General features: G+C 76.7%; 18 protein-coding genes. 12 read left to right on the top strand and 6 right to left on the bottom strand.

Features of this window, described 5'->3' with window-relative positions:
- Positions 1-4: 4 nt before the first annotated feature.
- Entirely contained in the window at positions 5-1,597 is a 1,593-nt protein-coding gene (locus tag ACI79X_RS00300) for a hypothetical protein (protein ID WP_457023419.1), read from the bottom strand.
- A gap of 134 nt (positions 1,598-1,731) precedes the next feature.
- Here ACI79X_RS00300 and ACI79X_RS00295 point away from each other — a divergent pair, with 134 nt between their 5' ends.
- A complete protein-coding gene (locus ACI79X_RS00295; protein ID WP_457023418.1) occupies positions 1,732-2,703 on the top strand; it encodes a 4-hydroxy-3-methylbut-2-enyl diphosphate reductase in 972 nt (323 codons plus the stop codon).
- A gap of 63 nt (positions 2,704-2,766) precedes the next feature.
- Here ACI79X_RS00295 and ACI79X_RS00290 read toward each other — a convergent pair whose 3' ends face one another.
- The 4 genes from ACI79X_RS00290 to ACI79X_RS00275 form a co-directional block, all read right to left on the bottom strand.
- Positions 2,767-3,570, bottom strand: coding sequence for a DUF6542 domain-containing protein (locus ACI79X_RS00290; protein WP_457023417.1), 804 nt, complete (start codon positions 3,568-3,570; stop codon positions 2,767-2,769).
- Between the two features lie 200 nt (positions 3,571-3,770).
- Positions 3,771-4,943 carry a DNA recombination protein RmuC gene (locus ACI79X_RS00285; RefSeq protein ID WP_457023416.1) on the bottom strand — a complete coding sequence of 391 codons (1,173 nt, stop codon included), beginning with the start codon at positions 4,941-4,943 and terminating at the stop codon, positions 3,771-3,773.
- Between the two features lie 67 nt (positions 4,944-5,010).
- Entirely contained in the window at positions 5,011-5,541 is a 531-nt protein-coding gene (locus tag ACI79X_RS00280) for a methylated-DNA--[protein]-cysteine S-methyltransferase (protein WP_457023415.1), read from the bottom strand.
- A complete protein-coding gene (locus tag ACI79X_RS00275; protein ID WP_457023414.1) occupies positions 5,538-7,034 on the bottom strand; it encodes an AlkA N-terminal domain-containing protein in 1,497 nt (498 codons plus the stop codon). The genes ACI79X_RS00280 and ACI79X_RS00275 overlap by 4 nt, the downstream gene beginning before the upstream one ends.
- Positions 7,035-7,183: 149 nt before the next feature.
- On the opposite strand from ACI79X_RS00275, the gene ACI79X_RS00270 reads away from it, so the two are divergent.
- From ACI79X_RS00270 to ACI79X_RS00235, 8 genes are all read left to right on the top strand, one after another.
- On the top strand, positions 7,184-8,497 hold the full coding sequence (locus ACI79X_RS00270; protein WP_457023413.1) for a S8 family serine peptidase: 1,314 nt from the start codon (positions 7,184-7,186) through the stop codon (positions 8,495-8,497).
- A gap of 20 nt (positions 8,498-8,517) precedes the next feature.
- Positions 8,518-8,763 carry a hypothetical protein gene (locus tag ACI79X_RS00265; protein ID WP_457023412.1) on the top strand — a complete coding sequence of 82 codons (246 nt, stop codon included), beginning with the start codon at positions 8,518-8,520 and terminating at the stop codon, positions 8,761-8,763.
- Positions 8,764-8,805: 42 nt separating this feature from the next.
- The gene (locus tag ACI79X_RS00260) at positions 8,806-9,405 is read left to right on the top strand and encodes a hypothetical protein (protein WP_457023411.1); all 600 of its coding nucleotides are present in this window, start codon (positions 8,806-8,808) and stop codon (positions 9,403-9,405) included.
- Between the two features lie 114 nt (positions 9,406-9,519).
- Complete coding sequence (locus ACI79X_RS00255) at positions 9,520-10,425, top strand: ABC transporter ATP-binding protein (RefSeq protein ID WP_457023410.1); 906 nt, start codon at positions 9,520-9,522, stop codon at positions 10,423-10,425.
- Positions 10,422-11,252, top strand: a complete 831-nt coding sequence (locus tag ACI79X_RS00250; RefSeq protein WP_457023409.1) for an ABC transporter permease — start codon at positions 10,422-10,424, stop codon at positions 11,250-11,252. The genes ACI79X_RS00255 and ACI79X_RS00250 overlap by 4 nt, the downstream gene beginning before the upstream one ends.
- The gene (locus ACI79X_RS00245) at positions 11,249-12,496 is read left to right on the top strand and encodes a sensor histidine kinase (RefSeq protein WP_457023408.1); all 1,248 of its coding nucleotides are present in this window, start codon (positions 11,249-11,251) and stop codon (positions 12,494-12,496) included. Before ACI79X_RS00250 ends, ACI79X_RS00245 begins: the two co-directional genes overlap by 4 nt.
- On the top strand, positions 12,493-13,131 hold the full coding sequence (locus ACI79X_RS00240) for a response regulator (RefSeq protein ID WP_457023407.1): 639 nt from the start codon (positions 12,493-12,495) through the stop codon (positions 13,129-13,131). Before ACI79X_RS00245 ends, ACI79X_RS00240 begins: the two co-directional genes overlap by 4 nt.
- Positions 13,128-13,640 carry a GNAT family N-acetyltransferase gene (locus ACI79X_RS00235; protein WP_457023406.1) on the top strand — a complete coding sequence of 171 codons (513 nt, stop codon included), beginning with the start codon at positions 13,128-13,130 and terminating at the stop codon, positions 13,638-13,640. Before ACI79X_RS00240 ends, ACI79X_RS00235 begins: the two co-directional genes overlap by 4 nt.
- Here the strand turns inward: ACI79X_RS00235 and ACI79X_RS00230 are convergent.
- Complete coding sequence (locus tag ACI79X_RS00230) at positions 13,637-14,605, bottom strand: helix-turn-helix domain-containing protein (protein ID WP_457023405.1); 969 nt, start codon at positions 14,603-14,605, stop codon at positions 13,637-13,639. The two genes, ACI79X_RS00235 and ACI79X_RS00230, sit on opposite strands and share 4 nt — an antisense overlap.
- A gap of 57 nt (positions 14,606-14,662) precedes the next feature.
- Here ACI79X_RS00230 and ACI79X_RS00225 point away from each other — a divergent pair, with 57 nt between their 5' ends.
- The 3 genes from ACI79X_RS00225 (at position 14,663) to ychF (ending at position 18,517) form a co-directional block, all read left to right on the top strand.
- Positions 14,663-15,847 (top strand): hypothetical protein, encoded by a 1,185-nt coding sequence (locus ACI79X_RS00225; protein ID WP_457023404.1) that lies wholly within the window; start codon positions 14,663-14,665, stop codon positions 15,845-15,847.
- Positions 15,848-15,914: 67 nt separating this feature from the next.
- A complete protein-coding gene (locus ACI79X_RS00220) occupies positions 15,915-17,312 on the top strand; it encodes a TonB-dependent receptor (protein ID WP_457023403.1) in 1,398 nt (465 codons plus the stop codon).
- Positions 17,313-17,443: 131 nt separating this feature from the next.
- Entirely contained in the window at positions 17,444-18,517 is a 1,074-nt protein-coding gene (gene ychF / locus ACI79X_RS00215) for a redox-regulated ATPase YchF (RefSeq protein ID WP_457023402.1), read from the top strand.
- Positions 18,518-18,643: the final 126 nt, after the last annotated feature.

Below are 18,643 nucleotides of genomic sequence, written 5' to 3'. Positions count from 1 at the left end.
GGCGCTAGCCGCGGGGCTGCAGCGGGCTCGCGTCGGCGGCCTGCTGCTCGAGCTTCTCCAGCCGGTTGCGCAGCATGGTGACGAACGGCGCCCGGTTGCGGGTGGCCTCCTCGTAGGCGAGCAGGTCGCCGACCGTGGCCAGCTGGTAGCCGCGCAGCCGGCCGCGCAGCTGGGCGACGGTGAAGGAGTCGTAGCCGTCGACCGGCGCGGCCCCGGCGGCCTGGGAGCCCGACAGCTCGCTGCCGCCCTCCGGGTCGTCGGTGGGGGCGTCGGACTGCCCGCCGACGGCGTCGACGGCGGCGCCCTCGGCGATCGCGGCGTCCTCCTCGGCGGTGTCGGCCTCGCCGACGTCGGTGCGCACGCCGGTCGCGGCGGCCACGGGGGTGCCGCCCTCGTCGGTCGCCGTGTCGGTCGCCGTGTCGGTCACCGGCTCGGGCTCGACGGTGTCGGTGGCGGCGCCGGAGTCCTCGCCGGGGCCCGTCTCGGTGCCCATCTCCTCGTCGACCCGGACGTGCTCGTCCGTGACGACGTCGCTCGAGCCCCCGGTCGCGGTGCCCTGGTCGTCGGCGGCCTGCTGCCCGCCGTCCTCGGGGGCGACGACGCCCTCGTCGGTGACGGTGCCCTCGACGGTGGTCACCTGGCCGTCGGGGGTGATGACGTCGACCTCGGTCGCGGCGTCCTCGGTCGCGGCGGCGTCGGCCTCCGCGTCCTCGCCGAGCACGCCGGCGTCGGGGGAGGCGGCCGTGCCGGCGGCGTCGTCGGCGGTCCCGATCCCGGTGTCGGGCGTGCCGGAGTCGGCGGCGTCCGGGGTGGCGGCGTCGTCGCTGCCCACGTCGGGCGCGCCGGCGAGCTCACCGACGGGGGAGCCGCCGGGGTCGCTGGCCGCGGGCGCGTCGTCGGCGACGGCCGGCGCCGCGGGGGCGTCGCTGCCCTCGGCCTCGAGCAGCGCGCTCTCCAGCGCGTCCTCGGCGGTGAGCGCCGTGTCGGCGGCGTCGAGCGCGGCCCCGGCCTCCTCGGTGCCCAGCACCTGGTCGGTGACGTCCTCGACGGCGGCCACGACGGCGGCCGGCGACGGGTCCTGGGGGAGGCCCGCGACCTCGTCGTCGACCAGGCCGGCCGCGTCGGTGTCGACGTCGATCTCCATGACGTCGACCTCGGTCAGCGCCTCGCCCTCGTCGAGCACCGCGGCGGTGTCCTCGACGGCGGCCACGACCGCGTCGGCGGCCGGGTCCTCGGGGAGCTCGGCGACCTCGGCGTCGGAGATGCCCGTGGTGTCGACGTCGGGCGCGCGGTCGAAGGCGGAGGTGCGCAGGACGTCGATCGGCTGGGCGACCAGGGCCTCGCCGGGCTGCTCCTCGTCCTCGTCGAAGGTGGCCATGCCCGGCTCGCGGTCACCGCGCAGCCCGGTGAGCAGCTCGTCGCCGCGGGCCACCAGCCCCGACCACTGCTGCTGCAGCTTCATCGCCGTCTGCAGTGCGAGGCCGACCAGGCGCACGGGCAGACCGGGCAGCGTCTCGGGGAGGCGGCGGGCCTCGTCGAGGACGGTGGCGGCCAGTCCGGCGGCGGCGCGGACCGGCTCGGGGATCTCACGGGACATGCGCCCAGCCTGCCGTAGCCCGTCGGGGTCGGCAGCACGGCCCGGACCGCGGCCACCCGGTCGGGCGGGGTGCGTCGTGTCACGACTCCCCTCGGCGACCGGGCCGGGGGTCGCGCGCGACCTACAGTGGGGACATGGCTGATCAGCGCGGACGGGTCCTGCTGGCCGATCCCCGGGGCTACTGCGCCGGCGTCGACCGGGCGGTGGTGGCCGTCGAGCGGGCGCTGGAGCTGCACGGCGCGCCCGTGTACGTGCGCAAGCAGATCGTCCACAACAAGCACGTGGTGGCCACCCTCGAGCGGCGCGGCGCGGTCTTCGTCGACGAGACCGACGAGGTGCCCGAGGGCTCGGTCGTCGTGTTCAGCGCCCACGGCGTCTCGCCGGCGGTGCACGAGGAGGCCGCGGCCCGGCAGCTGCGCACGATCGACGCGACCTGCCCGCTGGTGACGAAGGTGCACCAGGAGGCCAAGCGGTTCGCCCGCGACGACTACGACATCCTGCTGATCGGCCACCGCGGGCACGAGGAGGTCGAGGGCACCTCCGGTGAGGCGCCGTCGCACATCCAGCTCGTCGACGGGCCCGAGGACGTCGCGAACGTCCAGGTCCGCGACCCCGAGCGGGTGGTGTGGCTGTCGCAGACGACGCTCTCGGTGGACGAGACCCTGGCGACGGTCGACCAGCTGAGGACCCGGTTCCCCGGGCTGCAGTCCCCGCCCAGCGACGACATCTGCTACGCCACGCAGAACCGGCAGCAGGCGGTCAAGCAGATGGCGCCCGACTGCGACCTGGTGGTCGTCGTCGGCTCCACGAACTCGTCGAACTCGGTGCGGCTGGTGGAGGTGGCGCTGGAGGCCGGCGCCCGCGCGGCGCACCTGGTCGACTACGCCTCCGAGATCGACCCCGCCTGGCTCGAGGGCGTCTCCACCGTCGGCGTGACCAGCGGCGCCTCGGTGCCCGAGGTGCTCGTCAGCGAGGTCCTCGACTGGCTCGCCGAGCGCGGCTACCCCGACGTGTCGTCGGTCAAGGCCGCCGAGGAGCGGCTGGTGTTCGCCCTGCCCCGCGAGCTGCGGCCCGAGCGCGGCGAGTCCGCCCGCCCCGCCCGCTGACCTCCGCGAACGCAGAAGGGCCCCTCCCGACCGGGAGGGGCCCTTCTGCGCGTTCCGGGTCCGTCAGCGGCGGGCGGCCCAGCGGATGATGCCGAGCACGACCGCGACGCCGGTGGCGACGGCCATCGTGGGGAAGCCGCGGATGAGGACCGTGGCGATGGTGGGCACGGTGAAGTCGGCCGACGGCGCGAGGCCGACGTTGACCGCGGCCACCGCGACGAAGACCAGCGGCGGGGCGACGACGACGGTGAGCAGGTCGCGCTTGCGGACCAGCAGCGTGGCGACGGCGGACGCCGCGACCAGGGTGATCAGCGTGAGCGTGCCGAGGCCGACGTCGAGGAACGAGTCGACGGCGCCGCCGGCGAGGGTGATGACGAAGATCCCGAGGACGGCGAGGCTGCCGCGCAGGCCGGGAGCGGGCGCCGGCGCGGTCCGCGAGGAGCCGCGCGGGGTCTCGCGCTGCTGCGGGCGCTCGGCGGCGCGGCCGCGGCGCGGCGGCTCCGGGGTGTCCCGGTCGGCCAGCGGGTGCACGCCGGGGTAGGGGGTGCGCTGCTGCGGACGGGCCGCGGGCGGGCGCGAGTCGGCCACCGGGCGGCCGGAGCCCCAGCCGGGGGCCGGGCCCGCGGCGGGACCGGGCGTGCCCGCGCGGCGGTCGGGGGCCGGGCCCGCGGAGCGCCGGTCGGGAGCCGGGCCGCCGGAGCGGCGCGGCGGGGGCGGCGGCACCGGCGGCAGCGACATCCGCGAGGCGCGGGCGGGCGTCGCGTCGTGCCGCGACGGGTCCGGGCGCGCGGCCTGCGGGCCGGCGGAGGGACGCTCCCCGCGGCTCCCGCTGTCCCGCCAGGTGTCGGCTGCACTCGCCGAGGCCATGGCGTACCTCCCCGTCCGGACCGGCCCCGGGTGGGCCGATGTCGGTGCTCACCGTAGCGACGGGAGGCCGCTCGCCGGGGCAGATCGCGTCGTCGACGCGCGACACGTCGCCGGATCGATTTGGCAACTCTCGGTGAGGCGCGGGGTGGATGTGACGGAGGGGTCCAGCGCGACCGGCGTGGCCGGGCGACCCGGGGGCGTCATCCGGCGCCGGACGGGCGGCCGATCCCGGGCAGCCGGCGCAGCGGCACCTCATCGGGGCGGGGGAGCGCGTCGGTGATCGGCACGGCGTCGGTGATCGGCACGGCGTCGGCGACCGGCTCGTCGTCGACCGGCAGCTCGTCGTCGGGGGCCGGGCGCAGCTGCCGGACCACGGCCTCCACCTCCGGCGGGGTCGGCACCGCGCTCTCGCCGACACCGAGGTCGTCGAAGCGGCGGGCGGCGGCGAGCACGGAGCGCTCGTAGGAGCCGACGGTCTCGTTGTAGCGGGTGAGGGCGGTACCCAGCGCCGAGCCGAGCCGGGTCAGGTGGCCCGAGAGCGTGGTGAGCCGGGCGTGCAGCCGGCGGCCGACCTCGATGACCTGGTCGGCGTCGCGGGCGAGGCGCTCCTGCCGCCAGGAGTGCGCGACGGTGCGCAGCAGCGCCAGCAGCGTGCTCGGGGTGGCGATGACGACGTCGCGGGCGAAGCCGTGCTCGAGCAGCGCGGGCTCGGCCTCCAGCGCGGTGGTGAGGAAGCCGTCGGAGGGGACGAACAGCACGGTGAACGGCGCCGCCGGGCGGAAGGCGGTGGGGTATCGGCGGGCGGCCAGCTGGTCGACGTGGGTGCGCAGCTGCCGGGCGTGCGCGGCCACCCGCTGGTCGCGGACGGCCTGGTCGGTGGCCTGCACCGCCTCGATGTAGCCGGTGAAGGGCACCTTCGCGTCGACGACGACCTGCCGGCCGTCGGCGAGGGTGACCACGAGGTCGGGGCGGACGCCGGCGCCCTCGTCGTTGGTGGAGGACGGCTGCTCGACGAAGTCGCAGTGCTCGAGCAGGCCCGCCACCTCGACCACCCGGCGCAGCTGCACCTCGCCCCAGCGGCCGCGCACGTGCGGGGTGCGCAGCGCGGTGACCAGCGCCGCCGTCTCCTGGCGCAGCAGCGCGCTGGTCTGCCCGACGGTGCCCATCTGCTCGCGCAGCTCGCCGTGCGCGGTGGCGCGGTCGCGCTCGATGCCGGCGAGCAGCCGGTGCAGGTGGTCCAGCGACTCGTGCACCGGCTCGAGCGCGTCGTCGGCCGGCCGGCGGCGGGAGAGCACCGCCACGACGCCGAGGGCGACGGCCGCCCCGAGCAGCACGCCGAGGAGCAGGCCGAGCAGGAGCGAGGCGGCGTCCACCCCAGCAGGGTGCAGGACGCCACCGACAACCCCGGGGAGGTGCGGCCAATGGCGCTACACAGGCTCCTCAGGCGGGGACGGGGGCGTGCTCCGCCTCGTGGTCGAGCAGCCAGCGCTTGACCGGCGTCCCCCAGCGGAAGCCGCCGAGGCCGCCGTCGGAGCCCAGCACCCGGTGGCAGGGGACGAACAGGGCGGCGGCGTTGCGGGCGCAGGCGTTGGCCGCCGCCCGGATCGCCGCGGGCCGGCCGCAGCGGGCGGCGAACTCGGCGTAGGTGTCGGGCTGCCCGGCGGGCACCGTGCGCAGCACCTCCCACGCGTCCTCGAGGAACGGCCCGGACCGCTGCCGCACGGGCACGGTGTCGATCGCGCCGACGTCGCCGGCGGCGTGCGCCTCCACGACGTCGAGGACGGGCAGGTGCTCCACCCGCTCGACCCAGGTGGGCCGCAGCGCGCGGTGCACGACGGGCAGCAGGTCGCTGACGTCGTCGGTCCACCCGGCGGCCAGGACGACGTCACCGCCGTCGGGGCCCGGGGTGACGACGACGGTGAACGGGCCCGGCGGGGTCGCGACGGTGGCGAAGCGGGCGGACGGGGTCATGACGCACTCCGATCGGCGGGGGCGGGAGCCGGGTGGCGGGTGAACAGGTGCGGCGCGGCGAGCGCCCAGAGGTGCAGGACGGCGTAGGAGCGCCAGGGCCGCCAGCGGCGCGCGGCGTCGGCGTCGGAGCTGCCGAGGGCGGCCAGCGACCGGCGCAGCGCGAGGTCGCCGGGCAGCCAGACGTCGGGGTCGCCGAGGCCGCGCATCGCCACGAGCGCGGCGGTCCAGGGGCCGATGCCGGGCAGCGCCAGCAGGTCGCGGACAGCGGCCTCGCGGTCGCAGCCGGGGTCGAGGGTCACGCGCCCCTCGGCGAGCGCGCCGGCCAGGCCGGTGAGCGTGCGGCTGCGCGCGCCGGTCAGCCCGACCGTGGACAGGTCCGCCGCGGCCAGCGCCTCCGGCCGCGGGAAGGCGTGCGCGAGCGTGCCGACCGGCTCCGCGAGCGGCGTGCCGGCCAGGGCGACGACCCGGGCGGTGAGCGTGCGGGCGCCGGCCACCGAGACCTGCTGGCCGAGCACCGCCCGGACCGCCGTCTCGGGGGCGTCGGGGGAGGCGGGCACCCGGCGGCCGGGCGCGCCGGCGACCAGCGGGGCGAGCGCGGGGTCGGCGCCGAGGACGTCGTCGACGGCGGCCGGGTCGGCGTCGAGGTCGAGCAGTCTCCGGCAGCGGGGGACGGCGGCACGCAGGTCACGCAGGTCGGTGAGCAGCAGCCGGGCGGTCACCGCGGCCCCGCCGTCGGGCGCGGGGGACAGCCGGACGACGCCGGGCCCGCCGGGCAGGTCAAGGACGCGGGAGAACGTCGTGCCGTCCCACTCCTCGAGCCCGGGGACGGCGTGCAGGCCGAGGAAGAGCAGCACCTCGGCGGCGTCGAACGGCGCCCGGGCGGCCAGCCGCAGCGTCAGCCAGCCCGGGGTGCCGCCCTCGCCGCCCGACCGGCGGCGGCGCAGCTCGCTGGGCGTGCAGGCGAACACCTCGCGGACGGTGTCGTTGAACTGGCGCACGCTGGCGAACCCGGCGGCGAACGCGACGTCGGCCATCGGCAGGTCGGTGGTCTCGATGAGCACGCGGGCGGTCTGCGCGCGCTGGGCCCGGGCGACGGCGAGCGGGCCGACGCCGAGCTCGCCGACCAGCAGCCGGTGCACCTGGCGCTCGGAGTAGCCCAGCCGCGCCGCGAGCCCGGGGACGCCGGCCCGCTCGACCTCGCCGTCGGCGATCAGCCGCATGGCGCGGGCGACGACGTCGGCGCGCACGTCCCACTCCGGTGAGCCGGGGACGGCGTCGGGGCGGCAGCGGCGGCAGGCGCGGAACCCGGCGGCCTGGGCGCCGGCGGCGGTGCCGAAGAAGGAGACGTTGCCCGCGGCGGGCGTGCGGGCCGGGCAGGAGGGCCGGCAGTAGATGCCGGTGGTGCGCACGGCGGTGAAGAACCAGCCGTCGAAGCGGGCGTCCCGGCTGGCGACCGCGCGGTAGCAGCGCTCGGCGTCGAGGGAGGTGGGCACGCGTCGAGCATGGCACCGGCGGGAGCCCCTGACTGGCGGCTTTCGGACGGCACCGCCGGGCGCCGCCGCCGGGCGGCTGTCGGTGCCGCCCGCCAGACTGCGGCTCCGGGGGACGGCGGCGTGCCGGCCCCGCGTCGACAGGGGGAACCGTGATCGGACCGCGCCCGGGCATCCGTCCGCCGAACCGCCCGCCGGACCGTCCGGCGAGGCGCCTCGGCGCGCCCACCACCGGCCGGCAGGTCGTGGTCTTCGCCGATCCCGGCGACCCGCGCGTCGACTGGTCGGCGGCCGGGATCACCGACGTCGCCGACTCCCGCGACTTCACCTCCGGCCGGGTGCCCGCGCAGGCGCTGCGCGAGGCCGGGGCCACGGTGTTCGCGCGGCTGGGCATCGCCGTCGTCGCCGCCCCGCCCGACCAGGTGGGCGCGCTGCGGGCGGCCGGGCCGCCGGTGCTGTCGGTGTCGCCGGAGCTGGTGCACCACGTGCTGCCCGGCGAGGAGTACGTGCGCGGCTACCGCGACGGCGTCACCGACCTGGCCGGCCGGCTCGCCGGCGCGGGCGGCGAGGAGGTGCCCGCGCCGCCGGCGTTCGCCGACACCGAGGCCGCCACGTGGGGCGTGCAGGCGGTCCACGCGACGACGTCGCCGTACACGGGGGCGGGGGTGCGGGTGGCCGTGCTCGACACCGGGCTCGACCTCGCCCACCCCGACTTCACGGGCCGCAGCGTCACGGCGGAGTCCTTCGTGACCGGGGTCGGCAGCGCGCAGGACGGCCACGGTCACGGCACGCACTGCGTGGGCACGGCCTGTGGGCCGCAGTCCCCGCCGCAGGGGCCGCGCTACGGCGTCGCCTCGGGCGCGGAGATCTACGTCGGCAAGGTGCTCGGCGACGAGGGCAGCGGCGACGACGGCGGCATCCTGGCCGGCATCGACTGGGCGGTGGCCAACGGCTGCGCGGTGATCTCGATGTCGCTGGGCGCCGACGTCGCCGAGGCACATCCGCCCTACTCGGCCGCCGGCCGGCGGGCGCTGCAGCAGGGCTCGCTGATCGTCGCCGCGGCCGGCAACAACGCCGACCGGGGGAACGGCGAGTACGGCTTCGTCGGGGCGCCGGCCAACAGCGTGGAGGTGCTGGCCGTCGGTGCCGTGGACGCCGCGCTGCGCACCGCCTGGTTCTCCGCGCGCAGCCTGCCCGCGCCCGGCGGCGAGGTCGACGTCGCCGGACCGGGGGTGGACGTCTACTCGGCCTGGCCGATGCCGCAGCGCTACAACACGATCAGCGGCACGAGCATGGCCACGCCGCACGTGGCGGGGCTGGCGGCGCTGTGGGCCGAGGCCACCGGCCGGCGCGGCTACGAGCTGTGGGCCACGCTGACGCAGGCGGCGAGCCGGCTGGAGGAGCCGTCGGTCGACGTCGGCAGCGGGCTGGTGCTCGCGCCCCAGGAGGGGGCCGGCTCGGCCTGAGGAGGACTACCCTCCGCGGCGTGGGCTCCCCGCTGGCGCGGTACAGCGTGACCGTCGACGACGGCCACCTCGCCGACCTGGACGCCGTCGCCTCGGCGCTGCGCGACAGCGGGATGCAGGTGGAGCGGGTGCTCGGCTCGCTCGGCCTGATCACCGGCTCCGCGCCCCCGGACGCGCGGCCCGGCCTGCTCGCCGTCGAGGGGGTCACCTCCGTCGACGAGCAGCTGCGGTACTCGCTGCCGCCGCCGGACGCGCCGGTCCAGTGAGCCCGCGGGGACGACGGCGCGCCGTCGTCCGTTGACCGGGGTGTGCAGCCGACCCCCGCGCCCGACCGCGGCCGCCTGGTCGCCGTCGCCGCGGTGGCGCTGGCCGTCCTCGTGCTGCTCGGGACGCTGCTGGTGACCCGGCAGGAGCGGGGCGAGGGCCCGCCGTCGGCCGAGTGCGCGTCGGCGGGGCCGGCGGTGCGGGTGGACCCGGCCGCGCTGCCGGACGGGCCGGTGGCCGGCTGGGAGCCGGAGCAGCTGGCCAACGCCGCGGCGATCGTCAACGCGGGCGCCGACCTGGGGCTGGACACGTGCGCCCAGGTGATCGGCGTCATGACGGCGATGGGGGAGTCGTCGCTGCGGCTGCTCGACCGGGGGGACGCCGCCGGGCCGGACTCGCGCGGGCTGTTCCAGCAGCGGGACAACGGCGCCTGGGGCAGCTACGCCGACCGGATGGACCCCACCACCAGCGCCACCAACTTCTTCCGCGCGCTGCAGGAGGTGCCCGGCTGGCGGTCGCTGGAGCCGACGATCGCCGCGCACCGCACCCAGCGCAACGCCGACCCGTACCACTACGCGCGCTGGTGGGACGACGCCGTCGAGGTGGTCTCCGCGCTCGCCGGCCGGCCCGTCCTCGGGCCCTAGTCCCGTCCGGGCCCCGGTCCCCGTCCGGCGGACCCGGGCCGTCCACCGGACGGTGGACGCAGGACCCACCGCGCGGGCGTCCCCGGGGGCGGCGCGCGGCGACAGGCTCGTGCCATGACAGCCACGAGCCCCGCCCCGGCCCCCGCGGCCGCGGCGTTCGACGACGAAGCGGCGGTCCGCGTGCGCGGGCTGGTCAAGCGGTACGGCGACCGGACGGTGGTCGACGGCGTCGACCTCGACGTCCGGCGCGGCGAGGTGTTCGCCCTGCTCGGGCCCAACGGCGCCGGCAAGACGACCACCGTCGAGGTCCTGGAGGGCGTGCGCCGGCGCGACGGCGGCGACGTCACCGTGCTCGGCGAGGACCCGGCCCGCGGCGGGCGGGCCTGGCGGGGGCGCCTGGGCGTCGTCGGCCAGACCACCGGCAGCGGCAACGCGCTCACCGTGCGGGAGACCCTCGACCACTTCGCCCGCTACCACGCGGCACCCGTGCCGACCCGCGAGCTGCTGGCCGACGTCGGCCTGACCGACGCCGCCCGCACCCGGGTGGACAAGCTCTCCGGCGGGCAGCGGCGGCGGCTGGAGGTCGCGCTCGGCGTGCAGGGCCGGCCGGAGCTGCTGTTCCTCGACGAGCCGACCACCGGCATGGACCCGGTCGCCCGCCGCCAGTTCTGGACGCTGGTCGAGGGCCTGCGCGCCCGCGGCACCACCGTCCTGCTCACCACCCACTACCTCGACGAGGCCGCGCACCTGGCCGACCGGGTCGGCGTGATCAGCGCCGGCCGGCTGGTCGACGTCGCCGCCCCGGCCGACCTCGGCGCCGAGCTGCGCCGGGTCGCCACCGTCCGCTGGCTGGAGCACGGCGAGTACCGCGAGGTCACCACACCCGAGCCGGCCGCCGTCCTGCGCGACCTGGTCGCGGCCTCGCCGACCGGCGACGTGCCCGGCCTGACCGTCACCCGTCCCGACCTGGAGGACGTCTACCTCCAGCTCGTCGCCGCCGCCGAGGGGGAGACCCGATGAGCGCCACCCGAACCGTCCCCGCCACCCGTCCCGCCCCGCCGTCCGCCACCGCCATCGGGCTGGCCCGCATCGGCCTGGAGCTGCGGCTGTTCGCCCGCGACCCCGGCCAGGTGGTGTTCTCCTTCGCCTACCCGGTGATCATGCTGGCGATCTTCGGGTCGGTCTTCGGCGACGAGGTGGTGCTGCCCGGCGTCGGGTTCCGCGAGTACTTCCTCGCCGGCATCGCCGCCACCGGCGTGATGCTCACGAGCTTCCAGGCGGTCGGCACCGCCGTCGCCGAGGAGCGCGAGCGCGGCGACCTCGCGCGGCTGCAGACCCTGGGCACCCCCGCGCTGTCCTACGCGATCGGCAAGGCCGGGCAGGTCGTCGTCACCACCGCCGTCCAGCTGGCCCTGCTGCTCACCGTGGCCGCGACCGCCTTCGACGTCTCCCTGCCCACCGACCCCGGGCGCTGGGTCACCTTCGCCTGGGTGGTCGTGCTCGGCATCCTCGCCGGCACCGTCCTGGGCCTCGCGGTGGCGACGTACATCGGCAGCGCCCGCTCGGCCGGGACCGGCATCCCCGCCTTCGCCGTCGTCCTGCAGTTCATCTCGGGCGTCTTCTTCATCGGCTCGGACCTGCCGGACTGGATGGACCGCGTCGCGGCGGCCTTCCCGCTCAAGTGGCTGGTGCAGGGCATGCGGTCGGTGTTCCTGCCCGACTCGGCCGCCGTCGCCGAGCAGGCCGGCAGCTGGGAGCACGGGAGGACTGCCCTGGTGCTGGCCGCATGGGTGATCATCGGCACCGTGGTGTGCGCCCGGACCTTCCGCTGGCGCCGGTCGGCGTGAGCCTGCCCCGCCGCCTGGCCGCCGCCGTCGTCCCCCCGGAGGACGACGGCGGCGAGCCGCTGCCCGAGCGCGGGTGGCGGGCCACGGTCACCGGCGTGCACCTCATCTCCGCCGTCGTCTGGGGGCTGGCGGTGGTCAGCGCGGCCGCCGGGGACGCCGTCGACGACGACCGGCGCGCGGCGGCCCTCGCCGTGCTCGGCGGGCTGGCCGTCGCCTACGTCCTGCTCGGCGTGCCGGCGATCAGCGGCGGCGCCCGCCGCCGGGCGGTGGCCTACCTGCTCGTGCTGGTCCTGGCCCTGGGGCTGCTCGGCTGGCTCGCGCCGGGCCTGCTGTTCCTGCTCTTCCTCGCTTACCCGCAGGTGTGGTTCGCCGTCCAGGGCACGCTCACCGGGGTCACCTGGACGCTGCTGCTCGGGCTGGCCAGCGCCGCCGGCCCGGTGTTCGACTCGGCCGGCCGCGACCCCGCCGACGTGCTGCTCGAGACCGGGATCGGCATCGGGTTCAGCCTGGCGCTGGGCGTGTGGATCAGCCGGGTGCTGCACGAGAGCGCCGAGCGGGCCTCGCTCATCGCCCAGCTGGAGGCCACCCGCTCGGAGCTGGCCGCGGCCGAGCGCGAGCGGGGGGTGCTGGCCGAGCGGGAGCGGCTGGCGCAGGAGGTGCACGACACGCTCGCGCAGGGCTACACGTCGATCGTCGTGCTCTCGCAGACCGCGGCGGCGCTGGTGCCCGCCGACCCCGACGCCGCCCGGGAGAAGCTGGCGGTGATCGAGGAGGTCGCGCGGGACAACCTGGCCGAGGCGCGCGCGGTGGTGGCCGCGTTCCGGCCGGTGGCCCTCGACGGCTCGACGCTGGTGGAGGCGCTGCGCCGGCTGGCCGGGCGGTTCGCCCGCGAGACCGGGCTGGAGGTGCGGGTGGACACCGCGGCGCTCGAGAGCGCGGCTACCGACGGCGGGGCGGGGCTGCGCACCGACGAGGAGGTGGTCCTGCTGCGCGGAGCCCAGGAGGCGCTGACCAACGTGCGCCGGCACGCGGGGGCCTCGGCGGTGGTGCTGCGGCTGGCGCGGGTGGGCGGGCAGGTGTCGGTGCACGTGGAGGACGACGGCGTGGGCTTCGACCCGGCGGCGGTGAGCGTGTCGGGCCTCGAGGGCCTGCGCGGGCGGGTGGCGCAGGTCGGGGGCGAGGTCGACGTCGCCTCGGCGCCGGGCTCGGGCACCCGCGTGACGGTGCGGGTGCCGGGCGCGTGAGCATCCGGGTGCTGGTGGCCGACGACCACCCGGTGGTGCGCGGCGGCCTGGTCGGCTGGCTGGCCGCGCAGCCAGACCTCGACGTCGTCGGCGAGGCCGCCGACGGGCTGGAGGCGCTGGCGCAGGTGGCGGCGCTGTCGCCCGACGTCGTGCTCATGGACCTGCGGATGCCGCGGATGGACGGCGTGACCGCGATCGAGCGGCTGGCCGCCACGCACCCCGGCGTGCGCGTGCTGGTGCTCACCACCTACGACACCGACGCCGACATCGTGCGCGCGGTCGCCGCCGGGGCCACCGGCTACCTGCTCAAGGACGCGCCGCTGCCGCAGCTGGCCGACGCCGTCCGCGCGGCCGCACGCGGGGAGACCGTGCTGGCGCCGCCGGTGGCGGCGCGGCTGGTGTCGCGGATGCGGGCGCCGGCCGTCGAGGCGCCGACCGCCCGGGAGCTCGAGGTGCTGGCCGGGGTGGCGCGCGGGCTCACCAACGCCGAGATCGGCCGCGAGCTGTTCATCGGCGAGGCCACGGTGAAGACGCACCTGCTGCGGGTGTTCGCCAAGCTCGGCGTCGACGACCGCACCCGCGCGGTGATGGTCGCCGTCGAGCGCGGCCTCCTCCCCGGTCCGGGGGCGCGGTGAGCGTCGTCGTCCGTCCGGCCACCGCCGACGACGCGCCGCGGCTGGCCGAGGTGAGCCGCGCGGCGATCGAGGAGTCGGCGGCCGGTCACTACACGGCCGCCCAGCTCGCCGCCTGGGCGGCCCGGCGCACGGTCGCCGCGCACCGCCGGTACGTCGAGGTGACCGCCGTCGTGGTGGCCGAGGCCGGCGGCGAGGTGGCCGGCTTCGCGTCGGTGGCTCTGACCGCCGTGGACGGGCTGGTGCCCGGCGAGGTGGACCAGCTGTTCGTGGATCCCTCCGCCGGCGGCCGTGGGGTGGCCCGGGCGCTGCTCGGCGCCGTCGAGGCGCGGGCCCGGGGAGCCGGGCTGGCGGCGCTGCGGACGCACGCGTCCTGGCGGGCGGCCCCGGTGTTCGAGCGGGTGGGGTTCCGGCAGGTGGCGGTCGAGTCGGTGACCGTGGACGGGGAGGAGCTGACGCGGGCCCGGATGGTCAAGGAGCTCGACGGCGGCGGGTCCGGGCGGCCTCGCTAGCGCTGATGGCCGTCCTCGGCGGCGGCCAGGAGTGTCCGGCCGGCGTCGCTGCGCCAGTAGAGGACCTCCCGACCCGACCGGCGCCGCTCGAGCAGCCCGGCGTCGAGCAGCACCCGCAGGTGCCCGCCGACGCTGCCCAGCGGCAGCCCGGTCCGGGCGGTGAGCGCGGTGGTGCTCTGCGGGGCGTCGAGCGCGGCGAGCAGCCGGGCGCGGGTGCGGCCCAGCAGCCGGACCAGCGCGTCCGGCAGCGGCGCGGGCCCGCCGGCGAGGACGCCGGTGACGGGGTAGACGACGGCGTAGGTGTCGGGCAGCCGCCAGCTCACCCAGCCGCCCGGGCCGGTGGCGGCGATGAACAGCAGGTCGCGGCCGCGGACGTCACGCGGCGGGTACGGGTGCGCGTTGACCTGCAGCCGACCGTTGGCCAGCCAGCGGACGCCGGGGGAGATGCCGTCGAGCGCGGCCGACCAGCCGCCGCTGCTCAGCCGGGCGGTGCGGGAGACGACGTCGGCGCGCAGCACCCGCAGCCGCCGCGGCCACTCGTCGCGCACGGTGTGCTCCCACGTCCAGCGCAGCAGCGCGGCGGCCGTGGCGGCGAGCCCGGTCGCGGTGAGCTCGGGCGGCAGCGGGCCGGTGGCCACCTCGAGGTCGGCGCGCACGGCGGCGTCGTCCAGGGACTCGAGGAAGCCGAGCTCCTCGTCGATCGTGAGGTCGGGGGCCGAGGGCGGCACGGTGAGGAAGTCGGCGGTCCAGGTGGCGCCGAAGGCGGCGGCCAGCAGGGCGGCGCCCACCGGGTCGGCGGCGAGCCGCTCGCGGAACGCGGCCGCGTGGGTGTCGGCCCACGGCCGGTGCCACGGCGGGACCGCGGGGGAGCGGAGCATCGTCAGCGCGGCGAGGGTCTCGGTGAGCTGGCTGGTGCCGAAGCGGGCGCGCGCCATGACGTCGGCGTCGACGATGAACTCACCCACCTTTCGACCGTAGGCGAAACGGTGGGTCCCCGGCGCCCCCTGCCGGACGGTCGGCACGTGCTCACCTACCGGTCGCTGTTCGCGTCCCCGGAGTTCCGCGCGCTGTGGACCGCGGGCGCGCTGACGACGGCCGCCTCGACGACGTCGTCGCTGGCCCTGGCCACGCTCGTGCACCGGACCACCGGCTCGGCGCTGCTCACCGCGGTGGCGATGTTCGGCCCGTCGGCGGCGCAGGCGCTCGGCGCGACGACGCTCATGTCCGCGGCCGACGCGAGCCCGCCGCGGCGCACGCTCCTGCTGGTTGCGGCGGCGTCCACGGCGGCGCTGGCCCTCCAGGCACTCCCCGGCCTGCCGACGCCGGCGCGGCTGCTGCTCGTCGTCGGCGTCGCCTACGTGACGTCGGTCGGGTCGGGCGCGCGGTGGGGCCTGCTCGCCGACGTCGTGCCGGCCGCGGCCTACCCGCTGGCGCGCTCGACGATGAACGTCGCCGTCGGGGCGTTCCAGGTGGTCGGCTTCGCCGTCGGCGGGCTGCTGCTCACCGCGCTGACGACGGCGCAGGTTCTCGTGCTGGCCGCGCTCGTGTCGGCGGCCGCCCTGCCGGTGCTGCGGTTCGGGCTGGCCGAGCGGGCACCGCGGCGGTCCGGGCGGGCGGGGCTCGCGGAGACCGTGCGCGGCAACCGGCTGCTGCTGGCGCACCGCGACACCCGCACGCTGCTGGTGGCGCTGTGCGTGCCGAACGGGCTGGTGGTCGGCTGCGAGGCGCTGTTCGTGCCGTACGCGGGGGAACGGGCCGGCTGGCTGCTGGTGGCAGGTGCCGCCGGGATGATGGCCGGCGACCTGGTGGTGGGGCGCTTCCTCACGCCCGACGCCCGGCGGCGCAGCAACACCGCGCTGCGGTTGCTGCTCGCCGCGCCGTTCCTCGCCTTCGCGTCCGGGCCGGGGATCCCCCTGGCCGCCGTGCTCGTGGGCGTGGCGACGGTGGGCTACGCGGCCGGGCTGGCGCAGCAGGAGTGGCTGGTGGCGCTCACGCCCGGGCAGTTGCGCGGGCAGGTGCTCGGGGTGGAGTCGGCGCTGCGGATGACCGGCCAGGGCGTGTTCGCCGCGTTCGCCGGTGCGCTCGCCGACCTGTCCACCCCTGGCGCGGTCATGGCCGGGCTGGCGGCGGCGTCCGTCGTGGTGTCGCTGGCGCTCGTGCCGGGGCTGCGCCGGGCCGCGCGCGCCGCCACGGCCGTGCCCGCGTGACCGGGTGGCGGGCTCCGGGTCTGGCTACGCTCGCGCTGCACCCGGGCCGCACCGCGAGGGGATCCCCATGGACGCCGGCGTCGACACCCTGCAGAAGGCGTTGCAGGTCAACCTGGACCCGCGCTGGTACGGGACCATCGCGGAGATCGGCGCGGGCCAGGAGGTCGCCCGCTGGTTCTTCCGGGCCGGTGGGGCGGCGGGCACCGTCGCGAAGACGATGTCGGCCTACGACATGTCGGTGAGCGACGCCGTCTACGGCAAGAGCGACCGCTACGTGTCCAAGGGCCGCCTGCAGGCGATGCTCGACCACGAGTTCCAGCTCAACGTCGACCGGCTCGGTGACCAGCGCGGGGACGACACGTCGTTCTTCGCCTTCGCCGACACGGTCGTGGCCCGCAGCTACCGCGGCGGCAACGAGTGCCACGGGTGGATGGGCGTGAAGTTCCAGTCGCACCCCCGTGACGAGCCCAGCCAGGTGGTGCTGCACGTGCGGATGCTCGACGACGAGGCCGCGCTGCAGCAGGAGGCCCTCGGCGTCGTCGGCGTCAACCTGCTGCACGCGGCGTTCTTCCAGCACCACCAGCCCGAGACGCTGGTGGAGAGCCTGCTCGACCGGCTGACCACCGGCCGCATCGAGGTCGACCTCATCGAGCTGTCGGGCATCGAGTTCCGCGCCGTCGACAACCGGGTCATGGCCCTCAAGCTGGTCCAGCTGGGGCTCTCCGGCGCGGCGATGTTCGGCCCCGACCGGCACGTCCTGCAGCCCAGCGAGGTGCTGCGCAAGAAGGCGATCCTGGTCGAGCGCGGCAGCTTCCGGCCGCCCACGGTGGTCAACATCGCCATGCTGGAGGCCGCCCGCGCGCGGTTCGAGGCCGACCCCGCCGTCGCCGGCCGGGAGATCCTGCTGCTCGGCGAACTGACGATGGCCAACCTGCGGGCCGGCGGGGACGTCGTCGACCGGCGGGACTTCCTCGCCCGCGCCGACCTGCTCGCCGCGTGCGGGCTGACGGTGCTCATCTCCGACTACGTCGCCTACCACCGGCTGGCCGCGTACCTGGCCTGGCGCACCGACGGCCGCATCGGGATGGTCATGGGCGTCCCGAGCCTCGTCGACCTGTTCGACGAGGAGTCCCACGCCGCGCTACCCGGCGGGATCCTCAAGAGCTTCGGTCGGTTGCTGAAGAACGACCTGAGGCTCTACGTCTACCCGATGCTGCAGGAGGGCCGGGTGGTCACGGTGGACACCGTCGAGGTCGCCCCGCAGCTGCGCCCGCTGTTCGACTACCTCAACCAGCGCGGCAGCTTCGTCGGCCTCGACCACGAGCCGGACCACCTGCCGATCCTCAGCCGGGACGTGCTCCGGCGGATCCCGACCGAGGACACCGGCTGGGAGAAGATGGTGCCGGCCGAGGTGGCCGCGCTGATCAAGAAGCGGGGCTTCTTCGGCCACGACCGCTCGCGCTGAGGCACCTGGCGGCCCGGGCACCTCCGGCGACCCCGCCCCGTAGGCTGGATCCTCCCGAGCGAGCTGGCGAGCTCGGGCACGAGCACAGCAGTCCGACGAACGCGGACGACGAGCGAAGCGAGGAAGTACGCGTGAGTCTCACCATCGGGATCGTCGGGCTGCCCAACGTCGGCAAGTCGACGCTGTTCAACGCGCTGACCAAGAACGACGTCTTGGCGGCCAACTACCCCTTCGCCACGATCGAGCCGAACGTGGGCGTCGTCGGCGTGCCCGACGAGCGGCTGGGCAGGCTGGCCGAGCTGTTCAGCTCGCAGAAGGTGGTGCCCGCGACCGTGTCGTTCGTCGACATCGCCGGCATCGTCCGCGGCGCCAGCGAGGGCCAGGGGCTGGGCAACAAGTTCCTCGCCAACATCCGCGAGAGCGACGCGATCTGCCAGGTCATCCGCGTCTTCACCGACCCCGACGTCGTGCACGTCGAGGGCAAGGTGTCGCCGTCGGACGACATCGAGACGATCAACACCGAGCTCGTCCTGGCCGACCTGCAGACCCTGGAGAAGGCGATCCCGCGCCTGGAGAAGGAGTCGCGGAAGGACAAGGAGCGCGCCGCGCTGCTGTCGGCCGCGCAGGCCGCCGTCGAGGTGCTGAACACCGGCCAGACGCTGTTCGCCGCCGGGGTGGACCCCGCGCCGCTGCGCGAGCTGACGCTGCTCACGACCAAGCCGTTCCTCTACGTCTTCAACGTCGACGCCGACGAGCTGGCCAACGAGTCGCTGATCGCGGAGCTGCGGGAGCTGGTGGCGCCGGCCGAGGCGATCCTGCTCGACGCGAAGACCGAGTCGGAGCTCGCCGAGCTGCCGGCCGAGGAGGCCGCGGAGCTGCTGGAGTCGATCGGGCAGAGCGAGCCGGGCCTCGACCAGCTGGCCAAGGTCGGCTTCCGCACGCTGGGCCTGCAGACCTACCTGACGGCGGGCCCGAAGGAGGCGCGTGCCTGGACCATCCCGGTGGGCGCGACCGCGCCCCAGGCCGCCGGCGTCATCCACACCGACTTCCAGCGCGGCTTCATCAAGGCCGAGGTCGTCTCCTACGACCAGCTCATGGAGGCGGGCTCCATGACGGAGGCCCGCTCCCGCGGCTGGGTGCGCATCGAGGGCAAGGACTACGTCATGGCCGACGGCGACGTCGTGGAGTTCCGCTTCAACGTCTGAGCGGCCACGTCCACACCCGGTCGCCGCCGGAGCGCTCGCGGCGACCGGGCATGTCACACGGAAGTCACCTGCGGAGAGCGCGGGGGCAACACTCGGACCGTCTACTGCTGCCGAACAGTGACCACT

It is taken from the genome of Geodermatophilus sp. SYSU D01119 (assembly GCF_054049975.1).
Note: the sequence above shows the minus strand (reverse complement) of the source record. Positions and strands in the feature narration are given on the sequence as shown.